This is a genomic window from Microcoleus sp. B3-D7, assembly GCF_036705305.1.
Taxonomy (GTDB): domain Bacteria; phylum Cyanobacteriota; class Cyanobacteriia; order Cyanobacteriales; family Microcoleaceae; genus Microcoleus.
In genome coordinates, this window is sequence record NZ_JAUBUE010000031.1 from 1 (window position 1) to 15,436 (window position 15,436).

Genomic DNA, 15,436 nt, shown 5'->3' on the forward strand with positions numbered 1-15,436 from the left:
TTAAGTTATTAATACATTACTTAAAATTTCACGATATTCCCATTCCTGGGGCATTCATACCTTGATTCAGCAACGCCAAATTCCTCAATGCCTGGATGTACAATTCTGTCCATCTTTGCAAAATTTGTATCTAGTCTATATTCATAGCGTATCCGTAGCTCCCGCAGAAGTCGCTGATACTCTCTAGTGGGTTTGTAGACTTTTCCTTGAGTACCCCATGAATCAACTATTTTCTTAGCTTCTAAAAACTCCTCAGCAGAGCCTTGGAATTTATATCCACTGGTGTTTGTTTGTTGCAAGTTTGCTGTTCTTTGAGTTGTATCTTCCGGCTCTAAAACAAGATAATCCGGCGGATTGTGATAGTGGGTATCTCTCGCTACAGCTACCGATAAACCAGAGACAACGCACACATCAAGAATGCGAGGCTTGCCATAGATGATTTTATCGGGTAGCCATGCCAGGATAGCAACGTAGGTCTGATCGAACCTAAAGTGATTCTGACTATCTTTGAAACGTGCTGTTATCTCTGTTGCTAGTGGGAACCACGCTTTAATTTCTAATCCTGGCGTTGGTTGAACTATGCCGAGGAAAATAGTATCTGGAAAGCCCGGATCTTGCCTATGCCACTTTCCAAATTCAGCGAACTCATTTTGTTGATTCAAGAATTCAACGGTGTTAAATTCGATTAAATTTCCGACTAAGGGCGAAAGCTTTGAGATAACTTTAGACAGGTTCACCGCTGCATCTACGGTAACAGGTTTAGATACATCTAAAACGTCGAAAGTGTTGCCAGATAAGCGATCTAGATATTTGGAGGCAAGTCTGATTACATCTTGGGTATTCATATCTCGCTCTCACAAGATGCTTCAGATATTTTTTGTGAAATTTTCCTAATAATAGCGCAAGGATCTACACCAATTACATGAGCAACTAACAGAAACTCAATTACATCTAAGCGTCGTTCACCGTTTTCATATTTGGCTACGAAAGACTGGGGCTTTTTAAGAGATTTAGCAACAGACTCCTGAGTTAGTTGCGCTTCTTTACGAGCAGCAATCATACAACAACGGAAGGTTTCATATTCATCGCTAAAAACAGATTTCATTATTCTTTGGGTTTAGCACTGCATATTCCCTAGATATAATAAACCTGTTTTCGGATAATCCCAAAATAGGATATTTAAATTTGTTAAAAATCGATAGTAATGACAATTGAACAAAATTAATCACAATCCCGAGAGTGGCAGCTATCTCTACTTGCGGCCCTCGGTGCTACCATAATTTTTTTTGTCATCCTTCGGCTTAGCAACACCATCAGGTTGTTTCTTTGGCTTTTTGACTTCTTTGTTGCTTTTTCTTTCTTTTGACATGATCTTTCCTCAAGTTTGACTCAGCATAACATAGATTGACATATTTGCCTAACTGCCAGTAGAGGGGGTGATTTTATAAAGATCTTACTCGCTGTTAGTTTTGTACCATCTGCAGTATATTATCTGCTAGATTTTGAACCAATCCCCTCTACCGTTAGGCATATCGATAAATTCCTCATAAGTACAATGTGTGAAATTACTTTTCACTCCGATAGACTCAAGGAAATATTGAAAAGCACGATCGTATAACTGCTGCAAGACAACCGAGAAAAATTCTCGCTGATTAAGCTGTTGTTTTAGATCTAATTTTCCTGAAAAATGACAGTAGATCAAAATATGGAGATATGACCATGCCAGCCTTCGCGACACCTGAAGCAAACACAACTAACAAATTTGCAGTCTCCGTTTAAAAAAGCTGTTAGTCACAGTGGACAAAAAGAATATTATTTTACTATTGATTAACAATTCGGACAGTGTTGGATGGCTTACCTACTGAGAATAACGGTTTCACCGATCTCAGTACGATCGCAACGCTTGCCGAAGCACTCTAGAGGTTAAGTAAATCAAGGGTTTCAGGCTAGGACCTCAAGACGGTCGGGACTCTGGAAAAGCACAAAGTATATGTATAAATATAAAGTTAATTGTTCAGCTTTCTTGAAAGTGCGAGCGCGTCCGCTCCTTTTGAGATAAAATACTTATAAAGAGTGTTTATTTCTAGATAAATTTCCGCTATTAGGAATGTGACCCGTATGGAAGTAACCGAGCTGCTCAAAGAGTACGAAAATGGTAACAGAGACTTTGCTGACGCAAACCTCAGCGGAGCAAACCTCAGCGGAGCTATGTTGGTTGGCGTAAACCTTTCGAGGGCTAACCTGTCTGGAGCTAACCTGAGTCGGGCCCATCTGACCAAAGCAGAACTCAACGGCGCAAACCTTTACAGGGCAAATCTGAGTTTTGCCAAAATGGGCCAAGCCAGGCTAGCCGACGCAGAGCTTACAAAAGCCAATCTCAGCGGAGCTTTCCTCGTCAAAGCAAAACTGCCCAGGGCAAAGTTGAGTGGCGCCCAACTCATCGGTAGCAACCTGCGGAGCGCCATCCTCTGGAACGCCAATTTGTGTACAGCCGACCTGCAATTCATAAACCTGCGGGGCGCCAACCTCACGGGAGCCAACCTCAACTGGGCAAACTGCGGAGGGGCAAAACTCAGCGGTGCAAAGCTTTTTGGCGCTCAACTAACAGGCATCTATCTTAGGAAAGCTTACATCAATGGCATCGACATGAGCAGGACGGATCTCAATGGTGTCAACCTGAGCGAAGCCAAACTAAACGGGGTAAACCTGGAAGGCTCGAACTTATTAGCTGCCAATCTCAGCGGGGCTCAGTTGCGGGGCGTCAAGTTGATGGGAGCAGATTTAACCAGGGCAAATCTGGTGGGAGTTTCTTTAGTGCAGGCAAACCTCGATTGGGCTAGGCTGTGCTATGCAGACTTGAGCGAAGCCGACTTGAGCGGGGCAACATTCACGGGAACCAACTTTGAGGGTACTCAGTTAGCCGGCTCAACAATGCCCCCATCTTTGAGCAATGATGTCTACTTAACTGCAGCACCTGGTGTCGCAGCTTAGGCAACGCTAAAAATTAATCTCGCATCCGAGTGGGCGACTCTCGCATTGGTTTAACTTTTGATGCAGACATCATTACTTTTGTGAGAGTGCTGCACCGACAAGAAACTTACTGATATTTGCGAGAGTTTGTAGCATCACAATTGAGTTCACCCGATTAATTTTGCGACTCGCAAAGCAGAGGTAATGGCTCCTTCGTGCAAACCATCCCCCAAATAAGCTCCCGCATGATAAGTGTTGTTTTCGCCATTAGTCTCGATAACTTCATCTCGATATCGAAAAGACTCGACAGTGTACAGCGGCGTGTGATGTTTCTGAATGTGAATAATGTGGTTTTGGGCGATCGACTCTTCGAGTTGAAAAGCTAAACTGTACTCTCGTGGGGATGAGATGCCACAAAGCTGATTCAAGCTCGCATTATATCCCCATCCCTTGTCCGTCTCGAAAAAATCAAATTCTGATAACTTGCGGATACCGTAGCGATCGTACATTGATGTATCCGAATGCAGTACAGTGGTTGCATAATTGGCTTTCCACGCCGAAAACCGCTTCGTTTCCGCCTCCGTCGGATCGGACAACAGCCTCATAACTTGATCTGGTGGCATCGCAAAAACCACCTTATCAAACTCCTGGATTTCCCCATCAGAAAGCACAATTTTTACAGCATCCGCACTTCTAAAAATATTGGCAATCTCCACATTTAGCAGTATATCGCCCTTAAATCGCTCCAAAATCTTTTCAATGTAAGAATACACACCGCCTTTAATCCTCACCCAGTTGACCGAGGCATATTCGCGCAAAACAGGCATCGCTAATTCTGCCGGGAAATTGTCGAGCAATTCAAACGGTATCGAGTAGCTGTACATCGTCAGCAACTTCAGCCAATAATTGCGGACGCACGAGCTTTTCAAAGACTCCGAAAGCGGCACATCGTAGAAATCGTGCTGTTTAGCAAACCGCATTTTTAAAATAAATGCAGCCGAACGAGCGTAGAGACTATCCAGGCGCAAATACTCGATCAGGCGTTGGATTCCGGTGAAATTCTTTCGGATAGATACCGCCGACAAAAAGTGGGTGCCATCTTTAAAAAAAAGCGCGGAACCAATCTGCGCGGGTTCTAATTCAACGTCTAGCTCCTGCATAAAAGCCACGAAATTGTAAAACACAGTGGGAAATTCTAGCACCCCATTTTCTAATATTTCATTGCACTCCGATTGATTGGGTACAACATTTTTGTTCAGCGTCCGAATGTGTCCGCCTAAAATCGGCTGACTTTCCAACACAGTGACGTGATGCCCCTGTTTGTCGAGCCAGTAGGCTGCTGCCATACCACTGGCTCCGCCCCCAACAATTGCAATTCTCATAGTTCACTCCTAGATTGATAGAAGGAAGTTCGGCAACGGATTATGTAACGGATGTAACGGATGTCGGGAAGATGGAATATGGAAGAAGGAAAAAGGAAGAAGGAAGAAGGAATAAATTTTAGTTCGCAGGTAGAACCTGGAAAGGCATTTCACTGTTGCTCTGCCTCGTCATTTTTAAGAGGAGGCAGAGCCTCCAGAAATTCATGCCTTGGCAGAGCCAAGGAACGAGATAATGAGAGCAGAAATGATAATTTTTTAAGAGCAGGCAGAGCAAGAGTGAAATTCATTCCTTGGCTTTGCCAAGGAACGAGAGAAAGAGGAAAATAATCAATTGCTAATTTTCCTTAGCCTAAAATCGGATCGCCGGATAAACGTTGATAAAGCAGCGCCCCCGTCCAAAATGTCGGCGCAAAGCCTGGATAGCCCGAGGAGGCGTTGCAGAAATAGAAATTGTTGAGGGATGTTTCATGATTTAGTCGATCGACCCCCATGTTACGCGGCGTCAGGCTGGAACCGTAGGAATTACCGTTAGGACACCAACAGAAGCGCTCGTTAGTCGTCGGACTTCCGGTAACATGAAAGACCATGTGTTTGCGGAAATTCGGAACATAGTGTTTTTCAACAACATCTAAAATCGAGTCCAGGATCTCTTGCTTCTTCTGCCTGTAAGCTTTGCGATCGCTCTCCCAAAGCTGTTTAAAATAGCTGTAATTAGCAACAGTCAGAAATTCGACAATTTGACAATCTTCTGGGCAATCCCGCCGCGCTTCCGTCAGTAAAGTTGGCGTTGTAATTGCAAAACTCGGACGAGAAAAATCATTTTGCTCATACATTTGAGCAAAAGCTTCATTTATATCCAAGTGTTCCGAATGAAACGTATTCCACTTACCAAATCCATAGTCTCGGAGATCGATATCTTTGACAACGCAGTACACCATGTAGTTAGATGCAGAATACTCATAGTTGAGTTTCCGCCGCACTTTTTTAGAGAACAGTTCCTCTCCAATCATCTTGGCCGCTCTTTTCGGGTCGAGGTTGCAAATCACCGTGTCGCCCGTGAATTCATGGGTTTGATGCGTGGTCAAATCCATCGCTTCAACACCAGTGACAGTTCTATCTGTCACCCTAAAATTCGTGACTTCATGGTTTAGTAGAACTTGCCCCCCATTGGATTCAATGACTTTAACTAAAGAATTGATGACATCTTCAAAATGCTGCGTCGGGTAAAATGCACCTTCTTGATAGCCTCTAAACAAGGCAATCCAAGCATAGAAAGAAAGCTGATTTGGAGGCAGCAAAAAGTCCGGCCATTGCAGGGCTAATAGGGTTTGGGCGGCTTGCGGGAGTTGGAACTTGTCGAAAACGTCCTGAAGTGTACTATTGAGGTGTTGGACAGCACAGAATACGTCACCGAAATTTTTGAGCAATTCAATTGGTTTGACCGGAGGAGCGAGTTTTCTGAGTCCGTTGCCGGTTTTCTCGACTTCGTTGACGAATTGGCGAATTCTCTCGCCCGCTTCGGGAAACAGCGCGGACAATCTGCGGATCAGTTCCTCTGGTTCCGAGGGAATATCCAGCGCATACCCAGGCATTCTCATGTGGTCGTAGCCATTCGGATCGTACCGTTCAAAGGTGACATCTTGATCGAGACCGAGTTTTTTGAGAACTCGATTGACTGTATGTCCTTCGCCGCAGTCCCAAACGTAGTGGAATTGGGCATTAAAGGTGTATTTGTTGGCCATCGTAAAGGTGTGACCAAAGCCTCCGGGATGCTCGTGAGCTTCGAGGATGTGTACGGTTTTGCCGGAGTTTGCCATCAACGCTCCGAAAACCAGTGCTGATAAACCACTGCCGACGATGAGGTAATCTGTTTTCATGGTAAATTTCCTCGATCGATTGAATGGGGCGATCGTTGTCTATTTAAACTAACTATCAATTCTGAGAAAATTCTGAAGTCCAGCAACAATTTTTTGAGGGGCGCTGGTTTAAGGATGGTATTAAAGTCTGATGGCGGTTGCTGTTAAGCTTAATTAAGCTGTTGTGGATGGAACTTATAGCTGCGGAGGCGGACTGGAAAGCCCGCCTCATAAGGGCAGAAACCGGATTTCTACGTTTCTACTTAGTCTTTAGGTATAGAGTAGCCTATCTAATTAGGACTATGTTGATTTGAGCGCGATCGCTTATTTGTGCGGCACAATCACATCAAAAAAAGCATCGTCCAAATCATAACCAAACATCTGCGACATGGCCATCAACTTCGATTTACTGGGAATTCCCTGCTGATTAAACCAATCAGTCAACACAAAAATTTTATTCATCAAAAACATTTCCAAAGCTTCAGGATTGTACTGAATACCTTGGGTGCGATGGAACTGGTGCGGCACCAACATCGCCGCATAGCGCGCCAATTCTCCCGCTTTCCAATCCAGCAAAAATGGCAGCCAAGGGTAACAAGCATCCAAGCGAATAAACCACAGACGCACTTCGGGAATTTCCGAAATTTCTCGCGGATCTAACTCTTCGCGCGGATACTCAATTTCAAATTGTAGCTGTTGTTCGTTTTGGGCGATCGCTCCTTCGGCCAGCCACTTTTCAATCACAGTCCGCACCGGAGACAAATCTAAACTGTTTATGCGCTCGGCATCTATCGCTATCATAATACTCATAAAATTTCAACCTTATAGCATTAAGTTTTATCTATAATACCACTAATCACCAATCACCTATTATATCAAATCTCTTAAATCCCCTACACCAGAACTCTTGCAGACCTTCGCAAATTTTTTTGAAAAGCCTCTGCGTTAATCCCAGTTAATCTACGCTTTCCCTCTTGCATCAAAGATTTATGCAATCTTTTCTACTACTCGTTGCCCAACCATCACCCATTTTTGCCAAACTTGCTATCTTGCAAAGAATTACCAATCCCCTGGATAATTCCCCTGCCTATCAAACCAATTCCCCGCCCTATAACCTGAGTCAAAACGTAAACAACGCCAGCACCCAACAACGAAATAACCGCGCGAACTCTAGGTGCGATCGCATCTCTGGTTTCCAGCAGCAACGTCAAGGCTAACTGCCACCCAGAAAGCTGTGCTAACTCCTGATTTCTCGGAGCATAAATAGAAATTCTCTTAATTCCAGAATCGCCCCAAACAAACAGCCAAAACCTGCTTTCAAAAATAGCTTTCGGTTCCACAAAATATCTATCCCAGCTATATCTCCATGACAAATCATTCCGAAATCTCTCAATTTCTCGCGTTGAAATCAACTTGCCATCGTAAAAAATTTGCTTGATTTCTTCAATATTCGCCAAATTATTTAGTAAAGGCTGCACCACTCCGCTAGCAACTTGAATTGCCAAATTTTCTAACAAAGCTTCAGCTCGCTGCATGGCTTCCGGGCTGCCAGCAACACAAGAAATATTGTCAACTGTTAGAGGAATTTCAAATAGCAAATGTGCAAAAAAATCAACTGTCATCGGTATTTTATCAAGGATTTCTGCTGCAACTACATCAGCATCTGCCAGCAGCATCGGCACAACTTCTACCCCACTGCCTGCCAAGAGATAAGCAGCGCTTCCCCCTTGACTTTCTCCCAGTTTCAAGCTGGTTTGACTGCCATCAAAAACCCGATTTTTTTCCGTTTGCAGTGTATAGTATCTGCCAAAAAAATCTATGATTGTCGCCTGCCACAAATCCCGTAAAATAGCAGGCATTTTTTGCGACAATTGAGTTTGCTGCACTTGCGAAAAGCGCAATTCCTCCAGCAAATCCTTTAACTTCCGCAGGATGGAACTCATCAATTCACGCTTTTTGGGCGATCGCAAAATATCGATTTCCAAAGGTAAGCCAGTCAAATTCACCAACTCAAACTGCAATTTAGCGGCCACCGAGTCAAACAAGCTATTTTGCCAATTAGTTGCAACCACCAAAGATTCAGCCGAAACTTGGGAGTTCGCTAATTGTGATTGAGAATTATTTAACAAATTCTCGCCTCTAATTTCTTCTTTCTGGCTTCTGCCTTCTATCCTCTGCTTTATGCCTTCTGCCTTCTGCCTTCTGCCTTCTGCCTTCTGCCTTCTGTCTTCAAATAATAACTGACTAACAATCCAACGAGCTGCGAGCAATTCTCTGCGGCGTCCGCTGAGTACAACCCCATCTAAAATAGAGGGCAAATCTGTCGGCTCGGCCGCTTTGATCTCTTGCAAATCAGCTTGGACAACTGCCAAACTTGCATCTATTTCCCGTAGTCCAGAAAGACAAAAATAAGCCAGTATTTTTTTGTGTACTGGCGTATCAACTGTCGAATTATCTACATTTTTATCTGCAATTGCTGCGGAGTTTTCTACTGTTTGAACCACCGCTGCATTTAGTTCTATTTCCGGGTTAGTGCCCGCATCCGTCGCCCAATAAGTGCAACCAGATGCCACAGCGCGAATAGCTTCAATAGTCCGGGAAATATCTCTACCTTTAGGAGAATAGCCATTCGCGTCGGCAGCCTGTATTTGCGCCAACAGGTCTGGTGTCAGCCGCCCGCCTAGCACCAACAGTGGCAGGTTGGGGTACAAATTTTTAAGTTCGCGACAAAATTCCAGCGCCTCTATTTGACCCGATCGCAAATTTAGGGTCTCAACAGCCAAAATTACCAAATCTGCGGGCTTCTTGGCTGCTCCAGAGCTGAGCGAGCGAGCTTCTAGAACCCGCAAAGCCTCGGTTTCCGTTGAAACCTCTGCGATAACTTGCAAGTCTGGATACTGCTCGCAAGCGACTCGCAGCCCCAGCCGGAAAATGGGGTCGCCATCGATCGTCAGCAGTTGGAAATTACTCACTTGATTTTAGATTGGAGATTTTAGAGCTCGATCGCGCGAAAACCCAATTACTCGGGGATCAAATTAGCATCAGGAGGCCCAGCCGATTCCGGAATCGAGGGCGGCGCGGGTTCTGGAGCCGGAGCCGGAGGAGGAGGTTCCGGAGCCGGAGCCGGGGCCTCTTCTCTCGCGGGCGGATAGTAAGGTTCCGGCTCCGGAGCAGGCGGATTGTAAGGTTCTGGCTCCCTCGCGGGCGGATAGTAAGGTTCCGGCTCCGGAGCAGGCGGATTGTAAGGCTCGGGAGCCGGGGCCTCTTCTCTCGCAGGGGGATAGTAAGGCTCTGGTTCTGGCGCGTACTCCTCCTGTCGAGGAGCTGGCGCGTACTCCTCCTGTCGAGGAGCTGGCGCGTACTCCTCCTGTCGAGGAGCTGGCGCATACTCCTCTGCTGGAGCCGGCGCGTACTCGCGAACGGGTTCCGGCGGCGGCGCACTGTTGGCTCTAAGTTCAGCACTCCAGCGCCCGATCGCACCTGCCGCCTCTGAATACAGCGCCCTACCGTAACCGATTTGGGAAGCGGTATCGATCGCCGCTCCTAGACTGCCTTGAGATGCCAATGCCGCAGCTCGATCGAGAATCGGTCTATCTTGAGCAACTTGCAGTTCGCTCACCCACTGATAGACATTATCCTGAGCTTTCGCGTACAAAGTCCTACCGCTCTTAATTTGCGAAGCTTTTTCAATAGCAGCACTAAGTTTTCCTTGCTTCGCCAGGGCGATCGCTTCATCCAAAAAAGGCTGATCTTGAATAACTTCTATGCGTTTCGTCCACTGAGCCAAGAGAGTTTGCGCTTCTATCCTGCGGGGGCGGTTTTGAGCGATCAGGAGTAGCTGAGCCATGCCGCCTTTAAGTCCTTCAACCGTTTGCGGTTCTGCCAACTGCTTCGCCAGAGTCAGAAAAGATTGGTCTTCGATCCGCTGAATGTCCCGGCGCCAAGCAGCCACCAAAGTTTGAGCGTGAATCCGCCGCGGTTGCTTAATTCCGATGGTTTGCGCTTGCTCGATCGCGAGTCCAAACGTTCCTATCTGACCGAAACTAGCGATCGTACTCGCCACTTGCAGTCGCAGCAAATCTTGAAACTGCACCTGCAAATTTTCAATTTGAACTTGAGCTTGCTTGTACAGAGGGCGACCCGGAGCAATTTGGCTAGCAGCGCCCTGCCCTTCGAGCAAGCTAAAAATGTGTTGTGGCAGCGGAGTTGATATCGACTGGTTCCACGTCACTGCCTGAGCCCTACCCAACTGCATCAAATCTTGAGCTTCCGCAAACAGTAGCGAATCCTGTGGCACAACTGAAGCAGCCTCGATCGCCCCCGGCAGGTCTTTCGCCCCCAACCGCTTAGTAGCCATTGCCAGCAAAGTCCGGCTCCATCCCTCAATTTCCTTTTCAGCTTTAGCGCGGGCAAAAAGCTGCGAGTCTATTTTGCGAGCCAGGACTATCGCCTCAGCGAACTTTTGCGGAGTCTCGTCCTTCGCCAAATCTCTAGCCTCTTGCAAGCGCTGCCAGCCGTTTCTTTCCAAAGAAATCTGCTGGATCAGCTCGTTGTAACGCTTCTGACTCCAGAAAATATTTTCCAGCTTGAACAAAGCTTGAGCATAATCCCAAGCCTTCCTTAAATCCTCACTTTTCAAAGCTGCTAGGGCTGTATCGTAGAGTTTTTGGCCCTCCTGCCAATTTTTTTCCCAAGCAGTAACAGCCTCTTCTACCTCGGGGTAAGACGGACTGGTTTTCGGAATTTTCGCCACAATCTCTAGGGCGCCTTTCAAATCGCCCCTCTCAATTTTTGCCCTGGCAAATCCCAGAATGGCTTTCGACCATTCCCCTATCAAATGTTGACCCTGCGAGTATAGCGGATGTTCTTTCGGCCAAGCCTGCACCAGTGCCATTGCCGATTCTAGCTGTTCTAGCTTGCCCGACTTAGCAGCTTGTTGAGCGCAGTAAAGTCGCTCTCCGTCGGCCGCCAACGGCGACAGTTGCTGGCAATTGGGCGGTGGCGGCATCGTCAGCAACCAGAGAAATGCAGCGGCACCGGTTACTCCAAATCCCACCAGGAGACTCAGCCAGATAAGCTGCCACTGCCAAAAAGTTCTTTTTCCATCGGTCGGCTGGGCCGTTACGAAGGAACTCGCATCGCCTGTCGCCTCTGCACTGAACTGTGCCGTCGGTTTAGGGGATGGGTTGTATTGCGGTGGTGTGTGGAATTGGTCAGATTGTCGTCTCGCCATTACTTCAGCCTGTCCTGTAATGCGCACTCTTCACGTGACACTCCCACATCAAATCATAGATTGTGATGTGGGCTTCTGACTCCTGTTAAGGAGATCGAGAACTTCCTTCAAGGTACTGGCAATCTTTCCCTCTACGGCGTTTTATAGTGAGGTTCGTGTCCAGCCCCACTGGTTGCTTCCGAGTTTTTTAGGCTCTCGAGGCACGTAAATCATACCAGTTATCACACAGTTATTCACAGATCCCGGGGCCGTTTAGCAGAAAAAGCAGTATAAAGCCCCGTCAGTCGATCAATTTTAGATTTTAGATTTTAGATTTTAGATTTTAGATTTGACTCCACAGATGAATTGGGGGAGGGATTAAACTAAGGTCTAATATTAAATCCGGGTCAGAAATTACCTTATCAGACTCAGCGGTTGAAACCGCAACTACACTAACTTTCGTCTCATCCAAGCCGATTAAAAATAAAGGGGTACTACAGCCGGATTTAGTCTACACTTTTACGTGTAGCGGGTAGAAATGATTTTTTGGGTTTAGTCGTAAATTTTATTCCAGATCGCCAAACTTGTCGATCAAGTTTCATTTTTCTGTTTTCATTTTTTTTCTACTGTTGTGCCGAATTCCGGCAGGCGATGGCAAAAAAACAGATCGAACCCAGCAAAATACTTAAATCATTTTATACGACCGACAGGTCGATCACAAATATCCGTTTTGCTTCCAACAGCAGCTGCTTTATCGGTTACGAAGCCTTTGGCGTATCGCTGACACTCGCTGCTTGCGTGGCGGACTCTGCCGATCGGTATCCGTAGAAATCTATCCGGTAGTCTACAATTTTGACACCAGTTTGCTCTTGGATTAGCTCGATCAAGTCGAGCGGCAATTCCACATGAACGTCTAGAATCTGAGCCGTATCAAGACAATTGACGTGAGAGTGAGAGTCGCTGACATTGCCGTACAAGCGTCCCTCTGAGCGTTCTATGCACTCAATAATCCCTTCTCTCGACAGAGCTTCTAGATTTTGATAAACCGAAGTATGACCGATCGAATGCGCTTGTTTGTTGAGGCGATCGTAAATTTCGCGAGCCGAGAGGTGTTCTTTTGCCTCCCACAAAAGTTCTAGAATAAATCGACGCTGGCGGCTCAAGCGCATTCCCATCGCCTGACAGCGGTTTAAAGCATCTTCTAATGAACGAATTGGTTTCACAGCTACCGCCTTATAAAGCCTGCTCGATTTTTAATTCTGGTACAACATTGCACGCCTACATATCCACTAATTCTAACGCAGGCTTGCCCAACAGTAGAAGGTAGAGGGCAAAAATCTCGACTGAGTAAATTTTTTCGAGTTGCTGCTCAACTCTATCTTCTACTGCCACACATCCTAGTTCGAGGATTTGATGGCGTTAACCAGTAACTTGGCGATTTCCGAGAGTTGCTTTTTGTTGAAAGTTTTGAGCAAAAGCTTGACTACCGCCTTCGGTTCGGCGGGAAGTGCTACTTGCTTCGACGCGGAGGCTGGGGCGGCTGGGGCGGCTGGGGCGCTTGCCTCTGCTGGTTTTGGGCTTGCTGCCAAAAGTAGCAAATTTTTACTCGGAACGATCGTCTTGACTTTCCCCACTTGTACTAAATCGCCAGCTTCCTTGAGTTCTTTGATAATCAGGGGAGCTAAGACTTTATAAGAGTTTTTGGGATTAACGATCGCTGCTCTAGCTGTTTTTACTAAATTTTGCCAAGTCTCAATTTTACCTCCCAACTTATAGAGGCGAACGCACACAGCCGTCAACTCAGAGCGACTAGCAGCCGATTCTTTCTGCTTGAACACCTGCAACATTTCTTTGAGTAAAGTCATCACTTCAACAGCAAAATTCGCCGGTACCCCGCCCGCTGTTGGAGCGGCGGGCGTACCAGACCCAGCAGCAGCCTGCACTTTACCCGACGCCAATTTATTGAGGTGAGTTTCCAGTTGAGCAAAAACAGGCATCACCTGCTGCACGAGTTTTTCTCCCTCTTCATTCCTCAAGCCGAAAGGCCCCTCCAGTCGCCCCAGCAAGTCCTTAAGCGTATCAACTCCCTTTAAAAATAGGGATTCTGCCGTTTGGTCAACCTGCTTGACGGGCCCGTCCTTGAGCACCTTAAAACAATCTTCCAAGCGGTGAGCGGTTGTTTTAATACTATCTAAGCCGAGCATAGCCGCCCCTCCTTTCACGGAATGAGCGGCTCGAAACATCTCTTGGACGCTTTCGGGGTCTTTCATCGTGGACTTTAAATCCACTAAACCATTTTCTAGAGTATCGAGGTGCTCCTTAGCCTCCTCTATAAACAAACGCATAATTCGGTCTTGCTGATCTGACACGACAGTCCTCCTAACAATCTCAGCACCCTCCAGAAAGCACCCTCTTCGCGGGAGAAAACGCGACTCCTGGCTAAAGTCGGAAGCTCCCATGCAAAACATTCTAGCCTGCCTCAGCTAGCAGACTCAAAATACTGGTGTCAGGGCAATCTTAGATTTAAAACTGGTGCGGTGGAGATTGAGCCTAGAGTTCTGAGGGAGTATCTGGAGCGACTTCAATACCCATTCCTTGTTTCATCATCTGCTGAGCCGTAATCAAGTCGCTTAACTCCTTGACTTCGACGCCGATGTCTTGGCAAGCCTTCTTCAGTTCCCGCTCGAAGGTGTTGAGGTCGCCTCCGTAGCCGCAAAGCTTCGCGGCTGTGGCGATTCCTTGTTGGGCGTTAGCTTTGGCGCAGTCGATCAATTCAATGCCTTTGAGGGGTTGGGAGGATGCCATAATTTCAAGCCACAATTTATATTTTCTCCCACTGTACCTAGAAGGTTGAGGTCGATCGATCTATCGAAAGGCATGAAAAATCCTGCCTGTGCTGAGTGTTGCCAATTCATAGGTATTTGTATGGGATTTCCGGGCTAGATAGCAGTAGTTGGGATTTTCTAACCCCCATATTCCCCGCAGAAACCACGTTTTTGCGTAAGTTCTCATGTTTGTTGACAAAACGAAGTCATAACGAGTATGATTTAGATAGTAAAAAAGAGAGTCACTATGAGGATAGAAGAAATTCCCCTCAACCAGATTCGCCGCCCCCTGCCGCGAGTCAATGACCAAACCAAAGTCGCCGCCCTCATGGAATCCATCCGCGAGGTAGGTTTAAACGAACCCATCGATGTGCTAGAAGTAGATGGTCAGTATTACGGATTTTCCGGCTGCCACCGCTACGAAGCTTGCCAGCGTCTCGGTTTAGAAACTATCCGCTGTAAAATACGCCGAGCTCCCCGTGCGGTGTTGCAGATGCACCTAGCCTGAGCCTCTCAACAGAAATTCATGACAGCCAAATATTCCCTCGCCCAAACCTTTCTAAGAAGTTCGATCGACAATCACTAATAACAAGCTAAAAACCTATGACTACCAACAATCACAAACAACATCTTTACCCCACCCGCATCGATATGTCAGCCGCCACCCGCTCTCAAGTAGTCGGGCTGCTCAACGCCACACTAGCAACGACTCTGGACTTAAAAACTCAAGTCAAGCAAGCTCACTGGAATGTCAAAGGCATGGACTTCTACCAGTTGCACTTGCTATTTGACGAAATGGCAACAGAACTCGAAGAATACATCGATTTGGTTGCCGAACGGGTCACAGCTTTGGGCGGTTTGGCTGTAGGAACAGCCCGCACAGCCGCAGCAGATTCGATTTTGCCAGAATTTCCTTTCGACATTTTAGACGGCAAAGAATACGTGACGGCTTTGGCCGATCGCTACGCACCCTACGCCCAACACCTGCGAGTTGCCATCGACAAAACAGACGAACTCGGCGACGCCGACACAGCGGATCTCTACACTGAAATTTCGCGGACAATTGACAAGCGTTTGTGGTTCCTAGAAGCGCATTTGCAAGGTTCTGCGACAACTGCAACAGCCACCGCCCGCGAAAAAGTAGCCGTCAAATAGCAAGCTTTCAATAATTGAACTTGCATCGGCATAAAT

13 protein-coding genes are annotated in these 15,436 nt (G+C 46.6%); 3 read left to right on the forward strand and 10 right to left on the reverse strand.

Annotation, left to right across the window (positions count from 1 at the left end):
• Nucleotides 1–20 precede the first annotated feature (20 nt).
• Both QUB25_RS19770 and QUB25_RS19775 read right to left on the reverse strand, forming a co-directional pair.
• On the reverse strand, nucleotides 21–845 hold the full coding sequence (locus tag QUB25_RS19770) for a hypothetical protein (RefSeq protein ID WP_333185313.1): 825 nt from the start codon (nucleotides 843–845) through the stop codon (nucleotides 21–23).
• A complete protein-coding gene (locus QUB25_RS19775; protein WP_333060556.1) occupies nucleotides 842–1,105 on the reverse strand; it encodes a helix-turn-helix transcriptional regulator in 264 nt (87 codons plus the stop codon). Before QUB25_RS19775 ends, QUB25_RS19770 begins: the two co-directional genes overlap by 4 nt.
• 1,013 nt (nucleotides 1,106–2,118) lie before the next feature.
• Between QUB25_RS19775 and QUB25_RS19780 the strand changes: the two genes are divergently transcribed.
• Nucleotides 2,119–2,991 (forward strand): pentapeptide repeat-containing protein, encoded by an 873-nt coding sequence (locus QUB25_RS19780; protein ID WP_333060557.1) that lies wholly within the window; start codon nucleotides 2,119–2,121, stop codon nucleotides 2,989–2,991.
• 146 nt (nucleotides 2,992–3,137) lie between these two features.
• Here QUB25_RS19780 and QUB25_RS19785 read toward each other — a convergent pair whose 3' ends face one another.
• From QUB25_RS19785 to QUB25_RS19820, 8 genes are all read right to left on the reverse strand, one after another.
• Nucleotides 3,138–4,352, reverse strand: a complete 1,215-nt coding sequence (locus QUB25_RS19785) for an FAD-dependent oxidoreductase (RefSeq protein WP_333185315.1) — start codon at nucleotides 4,350–4,352, stop codon at nucleotides 3,138–3,140.
• Between the two features lie 344 nt (nucleotides 4,353–4,696).
• Entirely contained in the window at nucleotides 4,697–6,229 is a 1,533-nt protein-coding gene (locus QUB25_RS19790) for an NAD(P)/FAD-dependent oxidoreductase (protein ID WP_333185317.1), read from the reverse strand.
• Between the two features lie 303 nt (nucleotides 6,230–6,532).
• A complete protein-coding gene (locus tag QUB25_RS19795; protein ID WP_333185319.1) occupies nucleotides 6,533–7,018 on the reverse strand; it encodes a CRR6 family NdhI maturation factor in 486 nt (161 codons plus the stop codon).
• 212 nt (nucleotides 7,019–7,230) lie between these two features.
• Nucleotides 7,231–9,180: a DUF3685 domain-containing protein gene (locus tag QUB25_RS19800; RefSeq protein WP_333185321.1), complete on the reverse strand. Its 1,950-nt coding sequence runs from the start codon at nucleotides 9,178–9,180 to the stop codon at nucleotides 7,231–7,233.
• A gap of 47 nt (nucleotides 9,181–9,227) precedes the next feature.
• Nucleotides 9,228–11,441 (reverse strand): DUF3824 domain-containing protein, encoded by a 2,214-nt coding sequence (locus QUB25_RS19805; protein ID WP_333060563.1) that lies wholly within the window; start codon nucleotides 11,439–11,441, stop codon nucleotides 9,228–9,230.
• Between the two features lie 737 nt (nucleotides 11,442–12,178).
• On the reverse strand, nucleotides 12,179–12,643 hold the full coding sequence (locus QUB25_RS19810) for a Fur family transcriptional regulator (RefSeq protein ID WP_333185323.1): 465 nt from the start codon (nucleotides 12,641–12,643) through the stop codon (nucleotides 12,179–12,181).
• Nucleotides 12,644–12,817: 174 nt separating this feature from the next.
• Nucleotides 12,818–13,888: an Hpt domain-containing protein gene (locus tag QUB25_RS19815; protein WP_333041515.1), complete on the reverse strand. Its 1,071-nt coding sequence runs from the start codon at nucleotides 13,886–13,888 to the stop codon at nucleotides 12,818–12,820.
• Nucleotides 13,889–13,970: 82 nt separating this feature from the next.
• Nucleotides 13,971–14,240, reverse strand: coding sequence for a hypothetical protein (locus tag QUB25_RS19820; RefSeq protein ID WP_445251969.1), 270 nt, complete (start codon nucleotides 14,238–14,240; stop codon nucleotides 13,971–13,973).
• 252 nt (nucleotides 14,241–14,492) lie between these two features.
• On the opposite strand from QUB25_RS19820, the gene QUB25_RS19825 reads away from it, so the two are divergent.
• Both QUB25_RS19825 and dps read left to right on the forward strand, forming a co-directional pair.
• Nucleotides 14,493–14,753, forward strand: coding sequence for a sulfiredoxin (locus tag QUB25_RS19825; RefSeq protein ID WP_333041516.1), 261 nt, complete (start codon nucleotides 14,493–14,495; stop codon nucleotides 14,751–14,753).
• A gap of 95 nt (nucleotides 14,754–14,848) precedes the next feature.
• Nucleotides 14,849–15,400 (forward strand): DNA starvation/stationary phase protection protein Dps, encoded by a 552-nt coding sequence (dps, locus tag QUB25_RS19830; protein ID WP_333041517.1) that lies wholly within the window; start codon nucleotides 14,849–14,851, stop codon nucleotides 15,398–15,400.
• The last annotated feature ends 36 nt before the right edge of the window (nucleotides 15,401–15,436 follow it).